Origin of the sequence: Longicatena caecimuris (assembly GCF_018406465.1) — a bacterium.
GTDB classification, from domain to species: Bacteria; Bacillota_I; Bacilli_A; order Erysipelotrichales; family Erysipelotrichaceae; genus Longicatena; species Longicatena caecimuris.
In genome coordinates this window covers 2636714-2659679 of record NZ_AP024510.1, presented here as the reverse complement: position 1 = coordinate 2659679, position 22966 = coordinate 2636714, and the positions used below count along the sequence as shown (strand labels likewise).

General features: G+C 36.8%; 34 protein-coding genes. All 34 read left to right on the top strand.

The annotated features are described in order from the left end of the window. Positions 1-4: 4 nt before the first annotated feature. The 34 genes from KJS44_RS12395 (at position 5) to KJS44_RS12230 (ending at position 22962) form a co-directional block, all read left to right on the top strand. A complete protein-coding gene (locus KJS44_RS12395; protein WP_008686771.1) occupies positions 5-970 on the top strand; it encodes a beta clamp domain-containing protein in 966 nt (321 codons plus the stop codon). Beyond that, positions 970-1299 carry a hypothetical protein gene (locus tag KJS44_RS12390; protein WP_008686772.1) on the top strand — a complete coding sequence of 110 codons (330 nt, stop codon included), beginning with the start codon at positions 970-972 and terminating at the stop codon, positions 1297-1299. The genes KJS44_RS12395 and KJS44_RS12390 overlap by 1 nt, the downstream gene beginning before the upstream one ends. A gap of 3 nt (positions 1300-1302) precedes the next feature. Then, a complete protein-coding gene (locus KJS44_RS12385; RefSeq protein ID WP_213540126.1) occupies positions 1303-1974 on the top strand; it encodes a ThiF family adenylyltransferase in 672 nt (223 codons plus the stop codon). Continuing rightward, the gene (locus tag KJS44_RS12380; protein ID WP_213540125.1) at positions 1931-2761 is read left to right on the top strand and encodes a hypothetical protein; all 831 of its coding nucleotides are present in this window, start codon (positions 1931-1933) and stop codon (positions 2759-2761) included. The genes KJS44_RS12385 and KJS44_RS12380 overlap by 44 nt, the downstream gene beginning before the upstream one ends. Next, positions 2761-3381 (top strand): hypothetical protein, encoded by a 621-nt coding sequence (locus tag KJS44_RS12375; RefSeq protein WP_213540124.1) that lies wholly within the window; start codon positions 2761-2763, stop codon positions 3379-3381. The genes KJS44_RS12380 and KJS44_RS12375 overlap by 1 nt, the downstream gene beginning before the upstream one ends. Before the next feature lie 73 nt (positions 3382-3454). Then, the gene (locus KJS44_RS12370) at positions 3455-3745 is read left to right on the top strand and encodes a hypothetical protein (protein WP_213540123.1); all 291 of its coding nucleotides are present in this window, start codon (positions 3455-3457) and stop codon (positions 3743-3745) included. A 6-nt stretch (positions 3746-3751) separates the two neighbouring features. Continuing rightward, positions 3752-3958: a hypothetical protein gene (locus KJS44_RS12365; protein ID WP_128125490.1), complete on the top strand. Its 207-nt coding sequence runs from the start codon at positions 3752-3754 to the stop codon at positions 3956-3958. A gap of 2 nt (positions 3959-3960) precedes the next feature. Beyond that, entirely contained in the window at positions 3961-4674 is a 714-nt protein-coding gene (locus tag KJS44_RS12360; protein WP_128125491.1) for a hypothetical protein, read from the top strand. 145 nt (positions 4675-4819) lie between these two features. Then, entirely contained in the window at positions 4820-4966 is a 147-nt protein-coding gene (locus tag KJS44_RS12355) for a hypothetical protein (protein WP_213540122.1), read from the top strand. Further along, on the top strand, positions 4963-5388 hold the full coding sequence (locus KJS44_RS12350) for a single-stranded DNA-binding protein (RefSeq protein ID WP_213540121.1): 426 nt from the start codon (positions 4963-4965) through the stop codon (positions 5386-5388). Before KJS44_RS12355 ends, KJS44_RS12350 begins: the two co-directional genes overlap by 4 nt. Positions 5389-5399: 11 nt before the next feature. After that, the gene (locus KJS44_RS12345) at positions 5400-5744 is read left to right on the top strand and encodes a DUF7448 domain-containing protein (protein ID WP_213540120.1); all 345 of its coding nucleotides are present in this window, start codon (positions 5400-5402) and stop codon (positions 5742-5744) included. 18 nt (positions 5745-5762) lie between these two features. Beyond that, positions 5763-6095: a hypothetical protein gene (locus tag KJS44_RS12340; protein WP_213540119.1), complete on the top strand. Its 333-nt coding sequence runs from the start codon at positions 5763-5765 to the stop codon at positions 6093-6095. Then, positions 6082-6420 (top strand): hypothetical protein, encoded by a 339-nt coding sequence (locus KJS44_RS12335; protein ID WP_213540118.1) that lies wholly within the window; start codon positions 6082-6084, stop codon positions 6418-6420. The genes KJS44_RS12340 and KJS44_RS12335 overlap by 14 nt, the downstream gene beginning before the upstream one ends. Then, entirely contained in the window at positions 6413-6550 is a 138-nt protein-coding gene (locus KJS44_RS12330) for a DUF3789 domain-containing protein (protein ID WP_213540117.1), read from the top strand. The genes KJS44_RS12335 and KJS44_RS12330 overlap by 8 nt, the downstream gene beginning before the upstream one ends. After that, on the top strand, positions 6547-6984 hold the full coding sequence (locus KJS44_RS12325) for a hypothetical protein (protein WP_213540116.1): 438 nt from the start codon (positions 6547-6549) through the stop codon (positions 6982-6984). Before KJS44_RS12330 ends, KJS44_RS12325 begins: the two co-directional genes overlap by 4 nt. 387 nt (positions 6985-7371) lie before the next feature. After that, positions 7372-7677: a hypothetical protein gene (locus KJS44_RS12320; protein WP_008686803.1), complete on the top strand. Its 306-nt coding sequence runs from the start codon at positions 7372-7374 to the stop codon at positions 7675-7677. A 202-nt stretch (positions 7678-7879) separates the two neighbouring features. After that, a complete protein-coding gene (locus KJS44_RS12315; RefSeq protein WP_008686805.1) occupies positions 7880-8020 on the top strand; it encodes a hypothetical protein in 141 nt (46 codons plus the stop codon). Between the two features lie 29 nt (positions 8021-8049). Then, the gene (locus KJS44_RS12310) at positions 8050-8907 is read left to right on the top strand and encodes a terminase small subunit (RefSeq protein WP_008686807.1); all 858 of its coding nucleotides are present in this window, start codon (positions 8050-8052) and stop codon (positions 8905-8907) included. Further along, positions 8870-10225: a phage terminase large subunit gene (locus tag KJS44_RS12305; protein ID WP_008686808.1), complete on the top strand. Its 1356-nt coding sequence runs from the start codon at positions 8870-8872 to the stop codon at positions 10223-10225. The genes KJS44_RS12310 and KJS44_RS12305 overlap by 38 nt, the downstream gene beginning before the upstream one ends. Before the next feature lie 2 nt (positions 10226-10227). Continuing rightward, positions 10228-11742 (top strand): hypothetical protein, encoded by a 1515-nt coding sequence (locus KJS44_RS12300; RefSeq protein WP_008686809.1) that lies wholly within the window; start codon positions 10228-10230, stop codon positions 11740-11742. Then, the gene (locus tag KJS44_RS12295; RefSeq protein ID WP_008686810.1) at positions 11739-13538 is read left to right on the top strand and encodes a phage minor capsid protein; all 1800 of its coding nucleotides are present in this window, start codon (positions 11739-11741) and stop codon (positions 13536-13538) included. Before KJS44_RS12300 ends, KJS44_RS12295 begins: the two co-directional genes overlap by 4 nt. Then, positions 13535-13720 (top strand): hypothetical protein, encoded by a 186-nt coding sequence (locus KJS44_RS12290; RefSeq protein WP_008686811.1) that lies wholly within the window; start codon positions 13535-13537, stop codon positions 13718-13720. Before KJS44_RS12295 ends, KJS44_RS12290 begins: the two co-directional genes overlap by 4 nt. Before the next feature lie 53 nt (positions 13721-13773). Further along, positions 13774-14055 (top strand): hypothetical protein, encoded by a 282-nt coding sequence (locus KJS44_RS12285; RefSeq protein ID WP_008686812.1) that lies wholly within the window; start codon positions 13774-13776, stop codon positions 14053-14055. 247 nt (positions 14056-14302) lie between these two features. Next, positions 14303-14893, top strand: a complete 591-nt coding sequence (locus KJS44_RS12280; RefSeq protein WP_008686813.1) for a hypothetical protein — start codon at positions 14303-14305, stop codon at positions 14891-14893. Between the two features lie 17 nt (positions 14894-14910). Continuing rightward, the gene (locus tag KJS44_RS12275; RefSeq protein ID WP_008686815.1) at positions 14911-15876 is read left to right on the top strand and encodes a major capsid protein; all 966 of its coding nucleotides are present in this window, start codon (positions 14911-14913) and stop codon (positions 15874-15876) included. A 1-nt stretch (position 15877) separates the two neighbouring features. Beyond that, on the top strand, positions 15878-16186 hold the full coding sequence (locus tag KJS44_RS12270) for a hypothetical protein (RefSeq protein ID WP_008686817.1): 309 nt from the start codon (positions 15878-15880) through the stop codon (positions 16184-16186). A 1-nt stretch (position 16187) separates the two neighbouring features. Continuing rightward, complete coding sequence (locus tag KJS44_RS12265; RefSeq protein WP_017144727.1) at positions 16188-16547, top strand: head-tail connector protein; 360 nt, start codon at positions 16188-16190, stop codon at positions 16545-16547. Next, positions 16532-16873, top strand: coding sequence for a hypothetical protein (locus tag KJS44_RS12260; RefSeq protein ID WP_008686820.1), 342 nt, complete (start codon positions 16532-16534; stop codon positions 16871-16873). The genes KJS44_RS12265 and KJS44_RS12260 overlap by 16 nt, the downstream gene beginning before the upstream one ends. Beyond that, the gene (locus KJS44_RS12255; protein WP_008686822.1) at positions 16870-17262 is read left to right on the top strand and encodes a minor capsid protein; all 393 of its coding nucleotides are present in this window, start codon (positions 16870-16872) and stop codon (positions 17260-17262) included. The genes KJS44_RS12260 and KJS44_RS12255 overlap by 4 nt, the downstream gene beginning before the upstream one ends. After that, a complete protein-coding gene (locus tag KJS44_RS12250) occupies positions 17259-17654 on the top strand; it encodes a phage tail terminator protein (protein ID WP_017144726.1) in 396 nt (131 codons plus the stop codon). Before KJS44_RS12255 ends, KJS44_RS12250 begins: the two co-directional genes overlap by 4 nt. Positions 17655-17657: 3 nt before the next feature. Beyond that, on the top strand, positions 17658-18119 hold the full coding sequence (locus KJS44_RS12245) for a phage tail tube protein (RefSeq protein WP_008686826.1): 462 nt from the start codon (positions 17658-17660) through the stop codon (positions 18117-18119). Between the two features lie 9 nt (positions 18120-18128). Beyond that, positions 18129-18482 (top strand): hypothetical protein, encoded by a 354-nt coding sequence (locus KJS44_RS12240; protein WP_008686828.1) that lies wholly within the window; start codon positions 18129-18131, stop codon positions 18480-18482. A 35-nt stretch (positions 18483-18517) separates the two neighbouring features. Then, complete coding sequence (locus KJS44_RS12235) at positions 18518-18820, top strand: Gp15 family bacteriophage protein (protein WP_244976547.1); 303 nt, start codon at positions 18518-18520, stop codon at positions 18818-18820. 32 nt (positions 18821-18852) lie between these two features. Further along, the gene (locus tag KJS44_RS12230) at positions 18853-22962 is read left to right on the top strand and encodes a hypothetical protein (RefSeq protein WP_008686832.1); all 4110 of its coding nucleotides are present in this window, start codon (positions 18853-18855) and stop codon (positions 22960-22962) included. Positions 22963-22966: the final 4 nt, after the last annotated feature.

Sequence of the window (22966 nt, the reverse complement as noted above, 5' to 3'; positions counted from 1 at the left end):
TAGTATGAAATTTATAGGATCAATGTTTAAGAATGCCATGACTACAAATCACATAGAGGTTAAAAATGGTGTGGTTACAATACACAACACAGAAAATGACTATGGTTTTATTACTATGTTCAATATCGATGAAAAAAACGATGAAATGACATTTACGCTAAGCAAAAAGGATTATCACACATTATCTATGTTTGTATCTTTTGATTTAACAACAAAAGAAAATAAGATCTTTGTCACAATGCCAAAAAGCAAAATAACCTTAGCTGATATGACAGATGCATGTATTCCTGATACAAGTTTGGGTGATAACACAATACAAATTAGCGTTAACTCAAATGACTTTGAACCGGGGCAAAAATTTGTTGGCAATGATCAAACAAGAGTACAGCTTAATGGTGTTAACATAACGCCTACAGGATATCTCATAACAGATTCCAAGTGCATTTATATACACAAGGCCGATACTGGTATCAAAAATACTATTTGTGTGCCTAAAGAAGCATTCAAATATATCAAAGATACTAATACATGCATGACCGATGGGAAAAGAGCAGCATTTGTAAACAACGAAGGGCAATTGTTTTATACATCATTGATGGTAGTTGCAATGGATATGCCGCAACTTAACATCAATCAAGTATGCGCTATTACTGTCAACAAAAAGCATTTGTTAGAAACACTTAAGATGCTGCGAGGATACACTGATGAGTTACAAATTTTAAATGATAATGAACTCCGAGCTAAAACATCATCAGAAACAAATGAGTTTGATATTACATTAGATGGCAAATTAGTGAAAGGTAGCAAGCTTAACGTTAAAGTGTATATCGACGATGTAATTAAAATCATTGAATTAGAAAACGAAGATCAAGTATTGTTAAGTTTTAACAACAGAATGCTGATATATCAAAAAGATGATACCACAGCAGCATGCGCATACCTTAATCAGCCAAACAGGGAGGTAGAATAATGGACTTAATGAGTATGTTAAAACCTGCTGATGTAGAAGAAAAGCAGGAAAAACCTAAAAAAGAAGCAAAACCAAAAGCAGCCAAAACAGACAAGAAAGAAGCAAAAGTAAAGGAAAAGAAATATAAATTTCCTTTCGGAATGTTCTTTAACCACAGTGAGCAGGATGTAACACATGTGTTTCAAGATGATAAAGAATATACAGCAGATGAAATATCAAAAGAAATGTTGCGTCATGGGTTTTATGATTTCTCCGGATCAGTATCATATGATTACATTCAAGACGACAACATGTTGGTAGTGTCTTTTCAAAAACACGCTAAAGGTTAAAGTATGAAATACGTGTTTATTGTTGTGGGGGTCGGCGGTACCGGCTCCCTGGTGGCTAGGGATTTACCGAAGTTACTCATTCACACAAATAGTGAAATGGTATTAATTGATGGCGACATCGTGGAAGAAAAAAACATGGTACGACAAGCGTATCAACAGCACGATATCGGTGAAAACAAAGCGAATGCACTGGCAAAGAAGATCAATACATTCTACGGAAATATTTGCGAATCAGTTGACCACTATATCACGAAAGATGAAATATTAGAGTTACTAAAGAAGTATGAACAACATATACCGGTGCTTATCGGCTGTGTTGATAACAATAAGACGCGAATTTTGTTAGAACATACATTCAAACAGCTTGATGAATGCATTTATATTGATTCCGCAAATAGTGAATATGAAGGCGATGTGTATGTGGTTGTTAAGAGCGGACAAGAAACCGTTGGGAAGTTACGCGGCGATGCTTATAAGTTTGATTTGGACAAACATCCGACAGAAAAAAGCTGTGAAGCACAAGCGGCCGCAGGCAATACACAGTATATGGTCACAAACCTAAAGATGGCTAACATGGTGATCGAACATATCAGTGCATTGCTACACGGTGAGATAAAGGCAGGTGTTAGCGTTGTTAAGCGATTTGAGGCAATACACATCGTTCCAAAACATTAAATTAGAGCCACATACTTACGGATGGTATGTCAAGCAACTGTGTGAACATTGCAAAAAAAAAGATCTGGTCGATGAATTAATGCGAGCTATTAAATATGCGTATGATAACAATTATCAAAACGATGATTTCTATTTGTTCGATCGTCTGGTTGGTGACTATCATTTGTCAGATGCTTTTGATGGGTTGGAAAATATCATGTTAGAAATCATTGTACATTGTTTTGTGGAAGATGCGATTATCGAGGTTGACGATGCACCACTTGAATATCAATTTATGGAATACACAAATACCGGAAGAAGGATCAATGGTCTTAAACCTAATGTTTTATCTGAATTTTTGGAAGATTGGAAGTGTTTCAGTGAAATAGAAAACGAAGATACAGGTAAAAAAATGTCAGATAAAGAAATAGTGGAAGCTCAAAATAATGGTGACTTACCGTATATGTACGAAGAGACTTATATGACAAGTTGCATTATTATTGTAGATGAAAACGAACAAAACATAATTGATTTTAATGAATTTTTATCAATGATAGCGTTCCAAAAGGTTACACATGGAATGTATTATTTTGGTTTAATATCTTATGACGGTAGCATTGAAAGCCCTAGTGATCTTGGAAAACGCGAAATTGAAGAAATTTGCAAAACACTTAACTCATACGAAATATATCAAAAATTAGATGATGATCTATTTATTATGTTAAATGACGATGGCGTGAATAGTGCCGCTTATAAGTTGCTTGATAAATTAAAAATATGTTCATCAAGAAAAGAGGTAATATTCTAATGATGGAAATGATTTTTCGCGTTACTGATCAAAAATATGATGCAGAAATACTTATTAACGTAAGAAAAAAAAGCTATTTTAAAACAATCAGTATTGATCAGCTTATTGACAGCTTAAATTCTATGCGTGGACAAGAAATTTACATTGATTATAAAAAAGATCTAATTGTAGCAGATGATGAGCTAATAGCAGTATCACCTAACTGCATCCTAACTAAGCAACCAGAACGTAAGCGTATCGTAACATATGCCGGTAAAGCATATAAAGTAAACTTTCCAAACAGCATTTATGTAATATGCCACCACGCAGGACAAATCAAACAGTTAGAAGCGTATTGTTTCAAAGAGTATGATGGAATGAATACTAAGCTATATCGTTATGCCATGCCAAATATGTTTGGTAATAATACAATTTGTATGGGAACAGCCAATAAAAACATTGACATAAAAAATTACAAAGACGCTTTAGAAGAAATTCTATGCACTCAGTACACACATGCAAAGCCAGATAATATCAGAAAATTCAAATCTACATCGGAATATTTTGATTTTCTTAAAGATAATGATTTTCCATATGACTTACTGTATTCAACTGGAAAAGCATTAAAAGATGTTATGTAATAACGCAACCTAAATTGGTTGCAATCGTGCAACGCAACTTTATAAGGTTGCGTTAGAAGGAGAATGAAGAAAAATGACTGTAGAAGAAAAACAAGAAGTTGTGCGTAGAAGCGAATTGGTATGCGAGGTTATTGACAAACTTGTTGGAAGTGTTGAAGCCGTTGGAGAAACCAATACTGATGGAAGACACCTTAATAATTTAAAAGTGTTAGAGAATGTATTACGTCACATTATTGTAACCATTGGAGAAGAAACGCCGAATGCAAAACGATATGAATGGAGTATGAAAGAAAGTGGTGAGTATGCCATGGCTATCTTAAGAGAAACCAAGGAATATATTGACGGTATGTTGGAGGAATGGTGAAGAATAATGAAAATAAACATAGAAAAAGAGATTTATGTACCATCTGGTATTTATTGTGATAAATGTTTTGAAAAAAAAGAACGTGATGGACGTACTTATTGTAATGGATTTGGTGGCTGGTTATATGCCGCGAATGACGGTACTGGAAGGATTGTGAAATGTGTAAACTGTTTTGAATCAATTCAAAAAACAATCACAGAGAGGAATTATTAATTATGAAACCGATTTTATTTAACACCGAAATGGTGCGTGCTATTTTGGATGGTAGAAAAACAGTAACAAGACGCGTTATTGATGTACCACAGGGATTTAAGTTTTTGGGCTGGAATATGGGCAGTGGATATGATATCCAATATGGATATTGTTCCTTTATAAGCGATAATGGAATGACACAGATAGTTAGAAAGCCAAAATATAAAATAAACGATGTTCTGTATGTGCGTGAAACATTTTTTAAAAGTAAATATAAAGAATTTTATTACATGGCTGATAATAAGTGGACTACTCTGAAAAATTTAGGAATATCATTTAAATGGAAACCATCCATACATATGCCAAAAGAAGCAGCACGCATTTTTTTACGGGTAACAAATGTAAGAGTAGAGCGATTGCAAGATATAACAGAAGAGCAAGCTATGCTAGAAGGTGTGCCTTGTTTTGATCGTTATCCTATCAATAAAAAATATTGCCCAACATGTAAAGGTTTTGGATTGATTGGAGGATATGATAATAATACGATAGGGTTTGTGGAAAAAGAGTGTGAAGATTGTAATACAGGAATTAAAAGATTTTCTCATTTATGGAATTCAACAATCAAAAAATCAAATATGGATAAATATAGATGGGAAGTAAATCCTTATGTATTTGTGTATGAGTTTGAAATGATTAGTAAAGAAGCCGCAATGGAGACAGAAAATGAAATGTGCTGAATGCAAATATTGTAACTACGAAGGAACGGGATTGGCCGGTGGGTATAAATGTAGACAATGACAAAAGCTCCTTGGCATATTGGATATAAATTGGTAAAGACGTGTCTGAGATATTGCCCTTATAAAATGATGGAGGATGATAAAAATGAAATTTACATACGGACAGCTTAGCACGATAATTTATAGTATCGTGTACGATGAAGCGGTTGATTACGAAATAGAAGATATTGAGGCATTGATGGAATATCTTGATAATAATGATGACAATTACATTGAGGTTTTAGGCGTATGATCAATAGAGTGATTTTAGTCGGTCGATTAACCAAAGATCCAATATTACGCAAAACACAATCGGGGGCCAGTGTTACATCCTTTACCGTGGCATGTGACCGCAGAATCAAGGCAGAAGGGCAGCCAACCGCTGATTTCATCAACTGTGTGTGCTGGAATAAGGTTGCGGACAATACGGCACAGTATACGCATAAAGGAAGCTTAGTTGGTGTGGAAGGAAGAATTCAGACACGCAGCTATGACGACCAGAGTGGAAGACGTGTCTATGTGACCGAAGTTATAGCCGATGCAGTACAGTTTTTAGAACCAAAGGGAACGAATAGTGTTGCTAACACACCAAGTTATGATGTAGGTAATCAAGGCAATGAACATGATGCTAGCGACAGTGAATTTAGATTGCAAGAGGATGATTTACCATTTTAAAGGAGGAAAAGATGAAAATGAAAATAATACAGGTTACAGATGAAGCTATAGTGTTCGGCAATGGCAATAAAATTACATATGATCACGTACAAGATTGCTGTGAATCCAACTTTGCTGATTTTAAGTCTTTAGAGGATACGCTTGCGATGGAAACTGAATTTGACGATAACCTTGTATTTGAGGTAGTAAAAGGTTATGGTGACGATAATAAAGGGTCAGGGTTTAGATTCTGTAATCCAAATAATATGTTCTTTGTTCCTTGTTATTCATATCAGAATGGATATTACACTACCGATATACAGATTTATTATACTAAAGAGATATTGGATTTGATGTGCGAAGAAAGGATATATTAGCACAAAGGAGATAGACGTATGATGAATAAATATCAAGAAGCATTAAACAATCTTATAAAAGTTTCCTGCCCAAAAGAAAAATGTTGCAAAGAATGTGACATTGAAAAAATATGCAACTGTGAAGCAAAATGGTACATAGATATATTACAAGAACTAGTAGATAAGGCGGCGCCAAAAAAGATACTAGCTAAACATTACGAAAATGAAGGAGAAAAACCATATATCAAATTTGTTTGCCCTAATTGTTGCGATATACAGTTATCAAGAGTAACGGAAAAGAACCACCCATATGAAAACATTTATTGTAACAGATGTGGACAAGCGATAGATTGGAGTGATGAAGATGAATAAAGAAGAATGTGAAAAAGCAATCGTAACAATAAATGAGTATGCATTTGATGTACCTACCGAAAATCAAGTAGGTGTTTACGAATTTATTGATGCCATTGAATTAATTGATAAACTTATTGAAGAACACTTTGACAATTCACCTATTGAATTAGAAGAATTGATAGATGGTAATTGGTATTGGTGCAATGAGTTTGGATGGGGTTTAACTAATATTTATGAAGATGAAGATGGAGACCATTACAAGTTTAACACTTTATTTAATGGAGAAATTGATTTAATTGATGATGATTGCAATTTATATCTCATGGAGGTACAAAATGATTGAATTTATTACTGGGTTATTTATTGGTGGCTTATTCGGTGTATCTATGATGTGCTTATTTAAAATTTCAAAAAAAGATAAATTTTTGAAAGAGTTAGATTACGAATACTGGAAGAAAGTTGGTAAACAATGAAAAAGGAAATATTGAGCACAAAAGATAAAGTTGAACAGTTTAAAAGGGATTGCAAAAGTAACGACTATTATACAAAAGCAATTTTAATATGTAATGAACGTATCGAAGAATTGGATGTACAGCTGACAGGCTTAGGCTGTCCTAATGGGAATGATGGGATTAAATGTGAAAATGCTGCTGATCCGTATAAGCCAAATAAAATTGCACCCATGATGGAACAGCAGCAAGTTATCAACGAAAGGAATGAATATATAAGACGCATCAATTCCGTATCTGCTAAGCTTATGAAGATTACCGATCCTATTGATAGACAAATGATAGTTGATTTATTTATCGAGAAAAAGTATTATAAAAACATGGTTGATAAATATCATTTCAATGATTCATCTGCAATGTATAGACATGCAAATAAAGTAATTTCAAAGATAGTATAACTGGACACTATTTGCATAAAAAAACATGATATTATGATATCGTAGAAATAGCAGGGAGAAAGTTTCATACTTTCTGCTTTCTATTGTCTTTGTTTCTCCCCCTCTTGTGTAAGGCATCTTCGGATGCCTACCGTAAACTGCTAACGATTACTTTGAGGTTATTGTTAGTGGTTTAGGGCAAATGTTCTCTCTCTATCTATGATAATACCCTTACAAAAAACAATAGATAGTCGGTTTAAAAAGGCCTGTGTTAACCATTAAAAACATGGCTATATTGGTGTTTAGGCGCTTCACCGGGCTAACAAAAGCGCTACACAAATTTAAAAAAGGAAATTAAGCATCTATTAAATTGGATGCTTTTATTTTACCAAGAAAGGAATGACAATAATGAAATATATCAAACAAGCAGCAATTATCATATTGCTTTTTTTCTTATGCGGTTGTGGGCATTCAGTATCAGAAGGAATTATAATTGAAAAGCAGCATAAGAAGGCATATACATCTATAATACCAGTAACACACATAGTAGGTAAATCAACTATAACAACAATGACACCCATCTATCATGGAGAAAGATGGTTAATCAAAATACAGAAATGTGTAAACGATGGATGCAAAGAAAGTGTTTATGATGTTGATGAAAAAGAGTTTTGGTTATTAAACAAAGGCGATTACTGGAGGTATGAAGAATGAAATGCCCCTGTAGTGACAAGAGATGTATAAACAAAGTGCCATGTAAACATTTGTGTGGTGCTTATTTAATATGGCAGCATTGGTATAGGAACAGGAGGAAAAAATATGGAAGTGACTAGCATAGTGTGTTTGAATTGCCCTAAGAAAAGACCAGGTTGTGTAAAAGGATGCGAATGGTTAAAAGCATCAGGGAGGTAGAAAAATGAAAACAAATGAATTATTATGGCAAGTGTTTGTGTTCACATCGGCTTTTATTTTAGCTAAGACATTTAATAGCGGTTGGTGGATGTTATTTGTACTATTCGCATTTATTAGAGAAACAAATAAGAATAACTTAAAATGATTTAATAACAACGAAAGGCAGGTGATGATATGGCAGTTATAAATGATGATTTAAAACAGCAAGCAAAAGAATTGTGGCTTGAGGGCAAGAAGTATAGAGAGATATCAGATATAACTGGTATAAAGGAATCTACCATAAAGTCACTTGCATCTAGGATATGGAAGAAAGAAAAGATGCAACCAAACAGAAAAAAAGTTGCAACCAAAGTTGCAGTAACAGAGCAGGGTGAAGGGCATCATAAAGAGGAACTATCCACAGAAGAAATAGAGACGTTGGTAAACGGGAAATTAACCGAAGAACAACGCTTCTTTTGTTTGTACTATGTGAAATACAGGAATAAGGTAAGAGCCTATCAGAAAGCATTTAATTGCAGTTATATAAATGCTTGTGGAAATGCATCTAATCTATTTAAAAATATTGAAATTCAGAAAACAATCACAGAATTGCTTAACGAAATGCGCAACGAAGTTAAGTTGGAAGCCCAAGACATCATCCTTAAGAAGATGCAAATAGCATTTGCTGACATAACAGATTATGTTTCGTTTGGAGTACATAGAGATGAAAAAACAGGACACGAATGTAGTTATGTAGAATTTAAGGAAAGCAGCGAGGTAGATGGCACCATCATACACGAGGTAAAACGTGGCAAGGACGGTGTATCTATAAAGCTGTATGATTCTGATAAAGCGTTAGACTGGCTGTATGACCACCTTATCATTACTGAGGAGCAGCGAGCGCGTATAAACTTGCTTAAGTCAAAAGTGCCAGATACAAACACTACAAACTTTAATGAGCAGATAAACTCTATTGCTGAACTTATTAACAACCCAGTGCCAGAAAGGAGCTTGAATGATACCTTATGCACCCCTGACAAAGAAACAAAGTGATTATGTAAAAAGGTGTATGTATTGCTGGCTGAACGTTGCAGAAGGCGGTAAAAGAGCAGGTAAGAACATCATCAATACTTTGGCATATGGCGCAGTATTGGAGGACCATCCCGACAGGTTGCATTTGGTTGCAGGTGTTACACTAGCAACCGCAAAAATGAATGTTATCGACAGCAACGGATTTGGGCTTAAACATATCTTTAAAGGGCGATGCCGCGAGGGAAAATTTGAAGAACGTGATGCGTTGTATATACAAACACGTACCGGAGAAAAGATAGTCATATGTGCAGGCGGTGGCAAGGCTAATGATGCGGCACGTATAAAAGGTAACTCATATGGCACCGTATACATAACAGAGGTTAATGAGTGCCACCAATCATTTGTACAAGAGGTATTTGACCGTACACTGGCCAGTAGTAAACGCCAGTTATTTTTTGATCTAAACCCAATGTCGCCAAGCCACTGGTTTTATAGCGAGATACTTGATTATCAAGATGCACTTAAAGAGCGCGGTGAAAATCCGTTTTATAACTATGAGCATTTCACTATTGCAGACAATATGAGCTTATCTGATGATAAATTGCGTGAGGTATTGGCAACATATGACAAAACATCACTATGGTATATGGCAGACATCCTTGGCAAGCGTACAGCTGCATCAGGACGTATATATGAGAGATACAGCTATAAGGATGTTGTAATAACACCTGACTATATCAGCGATAAAGAGTTCAAGGACAAAGGTAAACGTTTCGTACAGTTTTCTATCAGTGTGGATATCGGTGGAACGGATGCTACTGTTGCAACTCTTACAGGTTTTACAGAGAGATATAGAGAGGCAATAAAACTTGATGGATATTATCACAAACAAGGAAAGAACACATCGGGCTACACTCACGATAGATATGCAAAAGAGATTGTAGACAAGATAGTAGAGTGGGAGAGGACGTATCATTTCTATGTGCCTTTCTTTTTTAATGTATGTGACATATTCTGCGAGAGTGCTGATAAACTATTCCGGCAGGCGCTGAGCAACGAGCTACAGCGTAGAAGGATATACATTACTGTAAATCCTTCGTACAAGAAGGACGGCATAGTGGCGAGAATAAGACTTGAATGCATCCTAATAAACCAAGGGCGACTAAAGATCATGAATCATATGAAACAGTGGATAGAGGCATATGAAAATGCTGTATGGGATGCTGATGAAAAGGCAAAAGGTGAATGGGTTCGTGTTGATGATGGAAGTTATCCTGTCGATTGCTTAGATAGCGGAGAATATGGCATACAGCCATATGCAAGATACCTGGAGGTGTAGAAATGGGGCGATTAAAAAACATGTTACAAAAAGCAGCTATAAGGTTGTTGGATATCAAGCCGGCGAACCCTAAAACAATAACAATTTATGAGAGAGATACATATGAAACTGAAACACTGCGGAATCGACTATGGTATCGCGGTGATCCAAATGAATTGGAACAATACTTTAAGAAAGTAGCGAAAGAATGGCGCGGATCTGCAAAAACAAAATTTTGGGCTGCTGAACCGTCAAAGGATAGCGCCATACGTAAGATGCATACTGGATTACCTAAGATGATTGCAAACAAACTTTCGGATATCGTAGTTGCGGATATGGATAATATAGAGCTAGACAATAAGTTTCAATCACTGTGGGATAAAATGTCAAAGGAAAATAAATTTCCGCAGCTAATTGGATCATGCATATCTGAAACACTTGTAGATGGTGATGGCGCTTTTAAAATATCAGTTGATACAGATTTATCACTTTATCCTATAATCGAATTTTATGGAGGCGAAAGGGTAAGCTATGTATACAAGCGAGGGCGATTGCAAGAAATTATATTTCATACGTCTTATACGCAAGATATGGCAGACTTTTGCTTACATGAACATTACGGCAGAGGATTCATTGACTATAAGCTTTATAATGCACGAGGCGATGAAGTGGAACTTGGTACTGTAGAAGAATGTATAAGTTTAAAACCACACAATACGTTTGCTGGAGATTACATCATGGGAATACCTGTGATGTTTTTTAAATCCGTAAAGTACAAAGGCCGCGGAGAAAGTATCTTCACATCTAAAAACGATGATTTTGATGCATTAGATGAGGTTGTATCACAATGGATAGACGCTATACGTAAAGGCAGGGTATATAGGTACATACCAAAAAGTATGGTTCCAAAAGACCCCAATACCGGAGAAACATTATCCCCAAATGTATTTGATAACGACTACATGGAAGCAGGAACAAGCCTTGCAGAGGATGCTAAAGAGATTGTTACATTATCACAAGCAGATATTAACTATGCGGCTTATGTAGAGTCATACGCAAGTTTCATGGATATGTGCTTACAAGGAGTTATTAGCCCAGGAACATTGGGTATAGATTTAAAAAAGACAGATAACGCAGAAAGTCAACGTGAAAAAGAAAAGGCTACTGTTATATCTTGTAATAAGATTGTTGATGCGCTTACTGAGGTCATCCCAGAAGTAGTGTCTGTATGTATGATGACTTATGACAATATGTGTGAGAAGGCCATAGGTGAGTATGAGGCATCTGTTAAGTTTGGAGAATATGGAACACCTACATTTGACAAAGTTGTAGAAACTGTTGTAAAAGCCAAGCAAGGCGGTGTCATGAGCGTAAAACAATCATTAAAGCAAATGTACGGAGATACATGGACAGAAGAGGAAATTGAAGAAGAATTAAAACTAATTAAAGATGATCAAGCATTAGGAGTACAAGAGCCTGTTATAAACGAATTTGATGATATTGATGGAAAGGTACCGACCGATGGTGATTACCAGTGAGCAAGAAAGAAAAGGATCCATACTCTTTGAGAGAAATATATAAAGAGATGGAACTAGAATTAATTGCATCTTTACGCAGAAACTTTTTAAAGCATAAAATGGAAGAGCAGGCGGCAGGCTTTAGTTGGGAGATGTGGCAGAAAGCTAAGCTTAGAAATATACATCAGTATCAATTAGAAAATAGTAGTATCATATACAAGTTTAAAGCACGTATCAAGAAAGCTATCGAAGATGTATTAAACCACTTCTATGATAAAGGGTATAAGTCCACTGTAAATATACCAAAAGATGGTAAAAATACAGCGGCACCGAATCAAAAGCCACCAAAGGAAACACAGTTTTTCGGCACTAATAAGAAAAAGTTGGATGCATTGATTGAAACATCAAAAAAAGACTTTGATAATGCTAATCATGCAATATATCGCAAAATGGATGATGTGTACCGGCAGACAATTTTTAAGACTGAGTTCCAATTGTCAAGTGGTGCCTTGTCGCTTGGCAAAGCAATAGATAATGCTGTGGAAAAGTTTTTAGAGCAAGGTATTAACTGTATAGGATATAAGGATAAGAATGGACACATCATACGCTATGTTAACATCGCAGATTACGCAGAAATGGCATTGCGTACAGCAAGTCATAGAGCAACACTTTTAGGCGAAGGTTCAAAGCGTGATGAACTAGGCGTACATCTGGTCTTTGTATCAGCGCACGCTAACGCCTGTAAGCTATGTTTGCCTTGGCAAGGTAAAGTACTAATTGATGATGTATTTAGTCATCCTAGCGATGATTACATCGCAAAATACAAAGGCAAATATGAGCTGTTGTCTGTTGCTATCAAAGCGGGGTTGCTTCACCCCAATTGCAGACATACGCTCGCAACGTACTTTGAAGGCATTACACGTCTTCCAAAGCCGCAAGATCCAAAAAAAGCATTGGAGAATTATAACAATGAACAACAACAGAGAAAATTGGAGCGGGAGATCCGTAAACGTAAGAGGATACTCGCCGGAACCGTGGAGGACAAAGACCGAAAAGAAGCACAGCGTAATCTGAGAATAGCACAAAAGAATCTAAGAGATTTCTTGAAGAGTCATCCTGAGTTCAAGCGACAAAGTAGGCGTGAAAAGATTTATGATGTTAAAAATATAAAAAACATGATGAGTTCAGAAGATAATCAAAAAGTGAAAGGAAATAAGATATCGGATGAACTAATGCCAGATATAAAAGAAGGCATAAGGAAAATGAACAAAGAATTCCCGTCTTTTAAGGAACTTGTCAGTAAAATAACATATGACCCTTCAACGGAAAAAGAATATGCATACAGCGAAACAGGAATAAATGAAGGAAAGGTATCTACCACTATAAAAGTAGGCAAAATATTTTCTGATAGATCAGCGTTATTACAATCCATTAGCAAAGATATAAAAAGTGGTCATACGTATAGCGATATGACTTCTAAGTCACTGATTGTGCACGAATGCACACACGCTTTAGAAATCAATTTGACACTAAAGGAAATGAAAATTGATGCAAAACAAGTTACAGATAGCCAGTGGATAGAATTCAAAAACAAATATGGATTTATTTCTGGCGAAATTAAAGAACAAGCTATGAAAAATCTTAATATTGAGTTTATGCATCCAAAGTGGTATAAAATGTATAAGGATCTCGGAAATTATGCAAAGATAAATAGTAACGAATTTTTAGCACAATGCATCTCGCAAGTCTTAACAACAGAAAATCCAAGCGAAATAGCGTTGGAAGTTTTTAAATTGTTGAAGGAGAGGATAAAATGATACCTACTGCATTTGAATATCCTGAATGGATTGATAACAATCTCGAAGAGTTAGCATTGAAAAAGGATGCTCCAGAAGATGTAAAAAAAGCATTTGATGAATGGGTTAATGGATTTAGAAGCCCATTTACTGATAAGAATACGAAAGACCAACCTGGCATGGATATCAGTGATTTACTTTAAGCACTCATAATGGGTGCTTTTTTAGTGGCAACCCCACAGGAGGAAAAAAAGAAATGAAATTTAGAAAGAAGCCTGTAGTTGTAGAAGCATTCCAGTTAAATGAAAGAGGTCTTGTAGGTGAAGATTGGTTCTGGAATGCAGTATCAGAAAATAAGGTCATTACACATGACTTCGGAAAATTCAATCAAAATCCAGCTTGGTGCGAAATAAAGACATTGGAAGGAACGATGATAGCAAAAGCCGGTGATTTTATAATCAGAGGTGTACAGGGTGAATTATATCCTTGTAAAGCCGATATATTTATGGCGACTTATGAACAGGATTTAGATAAGTGATGTGTGCCAACATGCATATGTGACAGTAAGTCATAGTTATTATGATAAAAATTTGAATTGCAGGGTCGTTAAATATCACGATACCTGCATTTTTTGTGGACAAAAAAAACAAAAGAAAGGACCAGCTATATGAATGACCCGCCAAGACGTAAATTGCCCTATTTTGGGGTGCATTTGAAATGATATTACTCCAACGTAAAAGAGGATAAAGAACGGATAGTCAGACAGACTTAAAACGGAGGTTAATATGAAACGAAATTTAAAATTCCCTTTGGATATTCAGCTTTTTGCTGAATCTAATCCAACACCAGATCCTACGCCTAATTCAACACCGGTAGGATACTCACAAGAACAGTTGGATGCGATTGCAGAAGCACGTGCAGCAAGAGCATCTGATGCAGCATTAAAAGACTTTTTCAAACAGCAAGGATTATCTCAACAAGAAATTACAGCAGCATTAGATAAATATAAAGCAGATAAAGCGGCAAGTAAACCGAATCCTGATGCTTTACAGAACGAATTAAAACAGGCCCAACAAGAGGCAGCAAAAGCAAGACTTGAAAATCAAGCCACTATGAAGGCATTAGAATTAGGAATAGATATGAAACAAATTCCTTACGTGTTGAAACTAGCTGATATCCAAATCTCAGATGAAGAAGTAAAAGATGAAGATATCAAAGCGGCTATTGAAAAAGTGTTAGAAGATGTACCAGCTCTAAAGTCACAGGAACCAACACCTAAACCAGGAATTACATTAGGAGCAGACGGAAATCCTGCGCCAAAACCAAAAGGCAATGTATCTTTGACAGATGCTATTGCAGCTAAATTAGGCAAATAGAAAGAGAGTGATTAAATATGCCATTAACATTAGCAGAAGCACAAAAGAACGTCCAAGATGACTTACAAATGGGCGTTATTGATGAATTTCGTAAGTCAAATTGGCTATGGGATAACTTAACCTTTGATGATGTCGTATCACCAACAGGCGGTGGAGCAACCATGACCTATGCATATACACGTTTAAAAACGCAGCCTACAGCAGAGTTCCGTAACGTGAACGAAGAATATTCAACAAACGAAGTTGAAAAAGAACGTTTCAATGCTGATCTGAAAATTTTTGGTGGAGCATTTGAAATTGACCGTATTATTGCAAATATGGGTGGAATTGTATCAGAAGTAGATCTGCAAATGAAGCAGAAAATTAAAGCCGCATCAGCTTTATTTAATGATACTGTTATCAATGGGGATAGTGCGGTTGATGCTAAAGCGTTTGATGGATTGGAAAAAGCTGTAACAGGATCCAGCACAGAGTTTAAACCATTAGAAATCATTGACTTATCTACAAGTGATGCAATAGATAAAAACTATAAGTTGTTTTTAGATCTTTTGGATGAGTTTTTAATGGGATTGGATGGAACACCATCATTCATTGGCGGAAATACAAAACTGATTGCTAAATTAAGAGCGTGTGCTAGAAGAGCAAGCATGTACCAAACAACAAAAAATGATTTTGGGCAGCAAGTGGAATCTTACGGAAACATCCCATTTATTGATTTTGGGGCAAAAGCAGGAAGCAACGAAAATGTATCAAAAATTATCACTTCCGGAGAGGATATGGGATGTACGTCATTGTATGCTGCACGTCTTGGATTAGATGGATTCCACGCTTGTTCAATGGCTGGTCAGGCACCTGTAAATACATGGCTGCCAGATTTTAATACTGCTGGAGCTGTGAAAAAAGGCGAAGTTGAAATGGTTGCGGCTGTTGTTTTAAAGGCTACAAAAGCAGCAGGAATCATGAGAAAGATTAAGGTACAATAATATGAAAATTATTGCACCTAATAAAAATTACACTGGCATTTCTGCTGGTGTAGCATTTGCTAATGGTGTAGGGGATTGTAGCAACCCTGACACTATTAATTGGTTTGAACAGCATGGTTATGATATTAAAGAAAGTCTAGATAATGATGAAACATCTATTTCAGAAAAAGAATTCAAGGCTTTGAAAAAGGAGAATGCAGAACTTAAGAAATCTGCTGATCCAAAAGTATTAGAAAAAAATAAAGCTTTAAAGGATAAGCTAAAAGCTGTTGAAAAAGAATTAGAGGAATTAAAGAAAGCAGATGAATAGCATGTACGCTACACCCGAATATTACACCACCGAATACGGTGGAACACTCATATCACAAGAAAAATTAAATAAAGCACTTAAATCGGCTGAATATGATATTGACCATTTATGTTTTGGCCGTATCAAGGGTAAAGGATTTGATAACCTATCACCTTATCAGCAAGAGTTAATTAGTCGTGCAACTTGCTTACAGGCCGATTACTTAAAACAGTATGGTGCTTATATCAATAATCCGTTAAAGTCATACACAGCAGGTAGTACGCGAGTTGAGTTGGCCAATGTAACTTATGGCGGTATCAGTACCACACAAGAGATTATCAATCTATTAGAGGACACAGGATTAAGATGCCGAGTGCTATAATCACGTGTCCTTTTCCTTTTCCTGATCAAGAGCTAACAACGTACATTGAGATATATCAGGAAGAGGATACAGAGGACCAAGGACCAATCGAAACATTAGTGTATGATGGTATGGCTAAGTATGACCAAACATCAAAATATGTCTTTAATGCTGATAGCAAACAGATTGAACTCACTGGTAAGTTAATTATCAAAGGTGATGTACAGTTTATTGGTAATGCACCACAAGGATACGTAAAGATTGGCGATGAGAAAAAGCAAATCTACAAGGTTAGTAAGCCATCTGTAATGGGCTTTATCGTATCAACAGAGGTAGATTTATTGTGAAAGTGACTAATGTTAAAGTCAAAATAAATCGTGATGCAATAGCACAGTTAGAAAAAGCTAAAAAACGAGCTTTATATCTTACGGCAGAGGCTATGCTTGCTGATATAAAATCACGTGGTGTTGTACCAAAAGACACAGGTGAACTAGAACGCAGTGGTTTTGTTGACGATAATCACATTGATGTTGAAATCGTTACTAGTATAGTATTTGACACTCCGTATGCAAGGCGTTGGTATTTTAATCTTGACGGTGCAACATTTCAGCGCACACAAAATGTCAATGCGCAGGACCATTGGATGGACTATTACCTAGACGGTGATGGCAAACAGTGGGTACAAGATACCTATGCAAAATTCTTAAAACAAGAATCTGGGGGTCTTATCAAATGATGACACTAAAAGATGTCAAAGACTGGCTTAAAGAACAAGTATCAGCGGATGTTTGGAAAATAGGAACCTATGATGCATCTAACGAAAAAACAATCTGCGTACGTAATCTAACTAGCAATCGTGGCAAATTGGCCATAGGCGGTTTACAAAATACCAGTACAGCTGTAAAAGGTGTATCTATTATTGTACATTGGTCAAAAAATCCTGATGAAACTGAGCGTGTTGCTCAAGAGGTGCTCGCTTTATTTTATGGAAAACAGCCTGTGATAGGTGATTATCAGATTGTAAAATGTGATATGAGAAGCGACGAACCCATCAGCGTCGGAACGGACGATAATGGGATATACGAATATGTAATCGAAACATGGCTCACATATGAGCGAAAGGAGTAATTTATGGCAAAAGTAAAAAGTGGAGTTTTCCCGGTATTTGATCTTGATTTCAAAATTGGAACAAAAGGCAAGGATTCGACAGAACAAGATATGGTAACAATTAAGGACATGGAAACATTTTCTTTGTCAATCGAAGGGAACACCTCAAAATGGAATCCTATGGATATGAAAGGATGGGGACGTGCCTTGATGACTGGTAAGAGCATGACAGTATCTTTAAAGGGCAAACGTAATGTGGGCGACCCAGGCAATGATTATGTGGCGTCTGTGGCCTTTAAAGATGGACTTAACTGTTCGTCCAAGGCTGCTGTAGAGTTCCCAGATGGTAGCAAGCTGACATTTGATTGTGTACTGGATATTAAATCTTTTTTAGGTGGCGAATCACAGGATGTCGCACCGTTAGAGTTTGATATGATCGTGGATGGTAAACCTTCTTTTACAGAGGCACCAGCACCAACTGTGTAGGAGGTAAACATGGCAAGAGAGTATAATATCGTTGAGCGACTGAAACGTCGTAACGAAAAGCCAACAGTGGTATTGGATGAAGAACATAAATATCCTATCAATACGAAAAAGACAAATGTCTTGTGTATGATGGCATATATCCGTAAAACAGAGAAAAAGGGAAAAGAAGAAACCGATCCTGTAAAAGATATGGAAATGATGGACCACATCATCAAAATGGGACTAGGTGATGAAGCGGCTGCCTATATTGCCGAACAAGATTACACATTTGCTGTTATGCAAGATATCATTGATGTAATCATGGCAGCAATTGGCGACGAAGAAACGAATTTTGAAAAAGAGGAACAAGAAGAAAAAAAGTAACCGACCATTGGTATGACATCTTTGATGATTGGGACTTGATAGAGGCATCATTTGCCATGCAGTATCCTCAAAAGGATTTATACGCTACAGACGATGATGACATGGAGTGGCGAGAATTTGTCACTTTGTTATCGGGAATCATGCCGGAAACACCATTAGGTCAAATCATCAAGATACGTGCAGAGGATGACGAAGATGTATTAGAACACTTTTCATCAGAGCAAAATCGTATACGCATTGAATGGCGTAATCGCCAATTACAAGAAACAATGAAACAAATGAACAAAGAAGAAGTTATGATGCAAATGAAGGCTATGTTTAAGTCTATGGCATCATAACTTCTTTTCATGTCAGAAAGGTAGGTGACTATATGGGAGCAACCAGTGCAGGATCCATACAGATGGATCTAGAGGTTAAATCTAATTTAGATGATGATATACAGGCTGAGGCCAGTAAGTTAGCTGACAGGATACGTAAACAAGTTGACTCGATGAGTGGTGATATGTTTAAAAACTTGCGGAAGAGCCTCGTTGCTAGTCTGGACAAAATGACAGAGGCAGTAAAGTCTTGTCTTGATCGTACTAAGCTAGAGATGAGAGCGTTTGTAGAGCAAATGGCTAGCATGGTCAAGCAAATGTCCGGTGTACAGATGCCTTATCATCAAGCCGAAGACCAGCCAATACCTAAAACAGCAACAGCTAAGAGCAATCCAGTAAGAGGACCGCCCTCTTTAAGTGTGAGAAAGCCTAAAATTGATTTATCTATGAATACAGAAGTAATGCATGCACAGCAAACAAATCTTGCAAATCAGATTAGTATTACATCTCAGATAATAAAAAATCAAAAAGATGCGTTGACAAAGCTAGAAGAAGAATATGCTAACATATCATCAAAAGCAAATTCTTTAACGAGTTTGAACGACCAATTTAATAAATTAGCTACAGGAACAGATTTGGCAGCAGAAAAGATTGATATCTTAAAACAAAAAATGACTGCTGTCACATCATTACGTCAGAAAATAGATATTGATGATGAAATTAGATCACTAAAACAAGAAATCAATTCAGCATTACCTAAAATGGACGCTTTAAAAGATAAGATTTATCAGATAGAAGCACAAGGATACGAAGGAAAATCATTAGATTTCAGCAATAAGATATTAAAATTAAAGAGTAGCATTTCATCAGGTGAAACTAAAATTATCGAAATGAACCAGGCATTAAGTGCTATGGATAGACAAATGGCAACAACATCAATGTCCTCAATGCAAGCAAGTGGAAGATTTGCTAAGTTCAAGAGTGTTTTATTAGGACTTGCGAGTGGTGGACCAACAAGCTCAATGAAACGACTTAATTCAGTTATAAGGAGTCTTGGAAGCAAGTTTATGACATCGACGCGAGCCGGAAGCAAATTAAGCGGTGTTATTAATAAGTTTCCTGTATCATCTTCGTTGGCAACTGCAGGTTTAAAAAGGTTAAGCGGTTCTATGTTGTCGCTAGCAAGCCAAGGGCTTTATAAATTAGGTCAAGGGCTAAAAAACGCAGGAAAACGTTTAGTGTCATTCACTGCTAAATTGTTAGGGCTTAATTCGTCATCTAAAAAAGCATCATCAGGTATAGGACGTGCAAGCATGGGAATCGGCAGATTGATTAAGTCATTTACCATCTTCTCGCTGATTTTCCCTCTTGTAAGTCGTGGTATCATGGCACTAGGACAAAACCTCGGGGCTACATTGATGACAAATACCGCATTTGCAAATAGTCTTAACCAAATAAGATCTAACCTAGCAACGGCATTTACACCCATATTTAATGCTATAATGCCTGCTTTAAATGCTCTTATGTCTACTTTGTCCACTATTACAGGATATATCGCTGCCTTTATGTCGGCAATCTTTGGTAAGTCGATGTCATCGACAAAGCAGGCCACTGCTGGTATTTATGCCGCAAAAGACGCAATGGGCGCTTATGGATCAACAGCAGACAAAGCATCAAAAGCCACTGAAAAAGCACGTAGATCCTTAATGGGGTTTGATGAGATAAACAAACTTGATGATAAAGATAGCGCATCAGGGGGCAACGGTGGCGGAGGTAGTAAAGCGCCTGTCTATACGCCGACTGATCCTAACCAAAATGTTGTTAACAAGTGGGTGAAAAAACTCAAAGATTTATGGTCAAAAGGTGATTATGCTGGTATCGGAAAGGTCATCGGCCAACAGGTCAACAAGGCTGTAACATCATTTACAAAATGGATATCCTGGGATAACGTCGGCACTCAGATTACTGCTTTTATGACAGGATTTTGTGAGTTGTTTAACAGTTTGATAAAAACCATCAACTGGGAAAATATCGGTAAAATGTTTGGTACAGGTATCAATACTATTGCTAAAACAATACAACTGTTAATGGAAGGCGTCAACTGGGAAAATATCGGTAAAGCTATAGCACTTGGACTAAATGGCCTTGTACATGAAGTAGACTGGGATAACCTTGGGCGCACTATTGGAGCATATTTCCAGGCGCGTATTAATGCTTTGTATGGTTTTGTTACAACAGCTGACTGGGAAGGTACTGGGTTCGCATTGGCCAATGGTGTAATGGGCTTAGTTAATAAAATAAATTGGGTGACCCTTGGGAAGACGTTAGGCACTGGTTTATCAGGACTAATAACAACGATCAATAACTTTATTACTGGCATTGATTGGGTATCTATAGGCACTAAGTTTGGCAACGGGCTTAATAGTTTTCTGCGTAGCGTAAAATGGGCTAATGCAGGCAAAACATTAAGCAACGGTTTAAATAGCGCACTTAAGCTATTGATCACAACGATAGCTACATTTGACTGGGTTAAACTAGGGCAAAGCATTGCTGACTTTTTGTGTAACATTAACTGGATAGGGCTATTAGCTAAGCTAGCACTTATTATTGGCCAAGCCATAGTAGGATTGACCAAAACGATATTAGGATTTGTAGCACAACTTGCAAAAAATATCGGCGAAGGATTTTTCAACGGTCTAAAAGAATTTTTTAGCAATCCGATAGACTGGATAAAAACAAATATCGTTGATCCATTTATCAATGGAATAAAAGATTTATTTGGTATTCACAGCCCATCAACGGTTATGGTTGAAATCGGTGGTTATTTGATACAAGGCTTGCTTAATGGTATAAAATCAGCAATTAAAGGACTAATTGGTTTAATACCTAGCATATTTGGCGGCATTGGTAAAGCTATCAGTGGGGTTTGGAATGGCATCAAATCTACTGCAAGCAAAGCGTGGAAAGGCATTTCTTCCACTATTGGCAAGACTTGGGATGGGCTAAAGACAAAAGCGAGCAAGACATGGGGGGATATCAAAAAAGGCATAAGTGATAAATGGGATGATCTGAAAGAAGGTGCAGGTAAAACATGGGAAGGGATTAAGTCAACGGTTTGCAAAAAACTAGGCCTCACCAAAGAAGGGGTAGCAGCTGATACCAAAACTATGTTTAATACGATGTCATCTATTGGAGATGATATTAAAAATGTTGTAGGCAATAAGTCTAAATCTACTGCTGATAAATTTGGCGAAAATATGAAAGCAATGAAGACAAGCGCTACAGATAAAACAGGGGACATTAAAACGATCATCACAAAAAAGCTTAACGAGGTGGCATCTTGGATGGGCACTACTGGTAAGATAAATTTTACCGAAAAAAGCAAATTGATGATGAATGGTGCAAAAAATAGTGTTAAAAACGTTGACATTAAGTCAGCTGTTAAGTCATCGATCGATAAGGCGTTAAACTGGATACGCGACAGCGCGAAAAAAACAGCGGGAAGTCGTGGTAAGAGCATGATGCTAGGCATGTCAGATGGTACAAAAAAGGTTAGCATCAAATCAGCCGTAGAAACAACTGTGAATAAAGCAACATCATGGCTCAAGGGGCTCAAAAATTTATCTCCAACATGGGGTAAGGACATGATGTCCGGAATGTCTGAGGGGATGCGTAATGCTACCTATTTAGTGTCAAATGCAGCGAGCAATGCAGCAAACATCATATCACAGTGGTTACACTTCTCCCGCCCAGACGTTGGGCCGTTACGTGAGTATGAGAAGTGGATGCCGGATATGATGCAAGGGCTATCCAGTACTCTGGAATCAAGCACGCCTACCTTTATCAATAGAGTAAAAACTCTTGCTACATCTATGTCTAGTGCTATGCAGGCATCTTTACAAGAACCTACGATAGCATTTGCTGGCGAAAGGTCGTTAAATGTTCAACATGCATGGAAAGAGGAACGGCAAAGCAGCGAAACATCTCTAGGGGAAGTGGTCGAAGAAATTAAGAGCTTGAAACAGAAGTTTGATGAAATTAAGCAAGCTGTAGAAAGCAAGGACACGGATATTTATATGGATAGTGAGAAAGTAACAAAAAAAGTAGTTGATAACGTAAACAAGGACACACGTAAAAACGGCAAGTGCCCTATTGACATATAGGAGG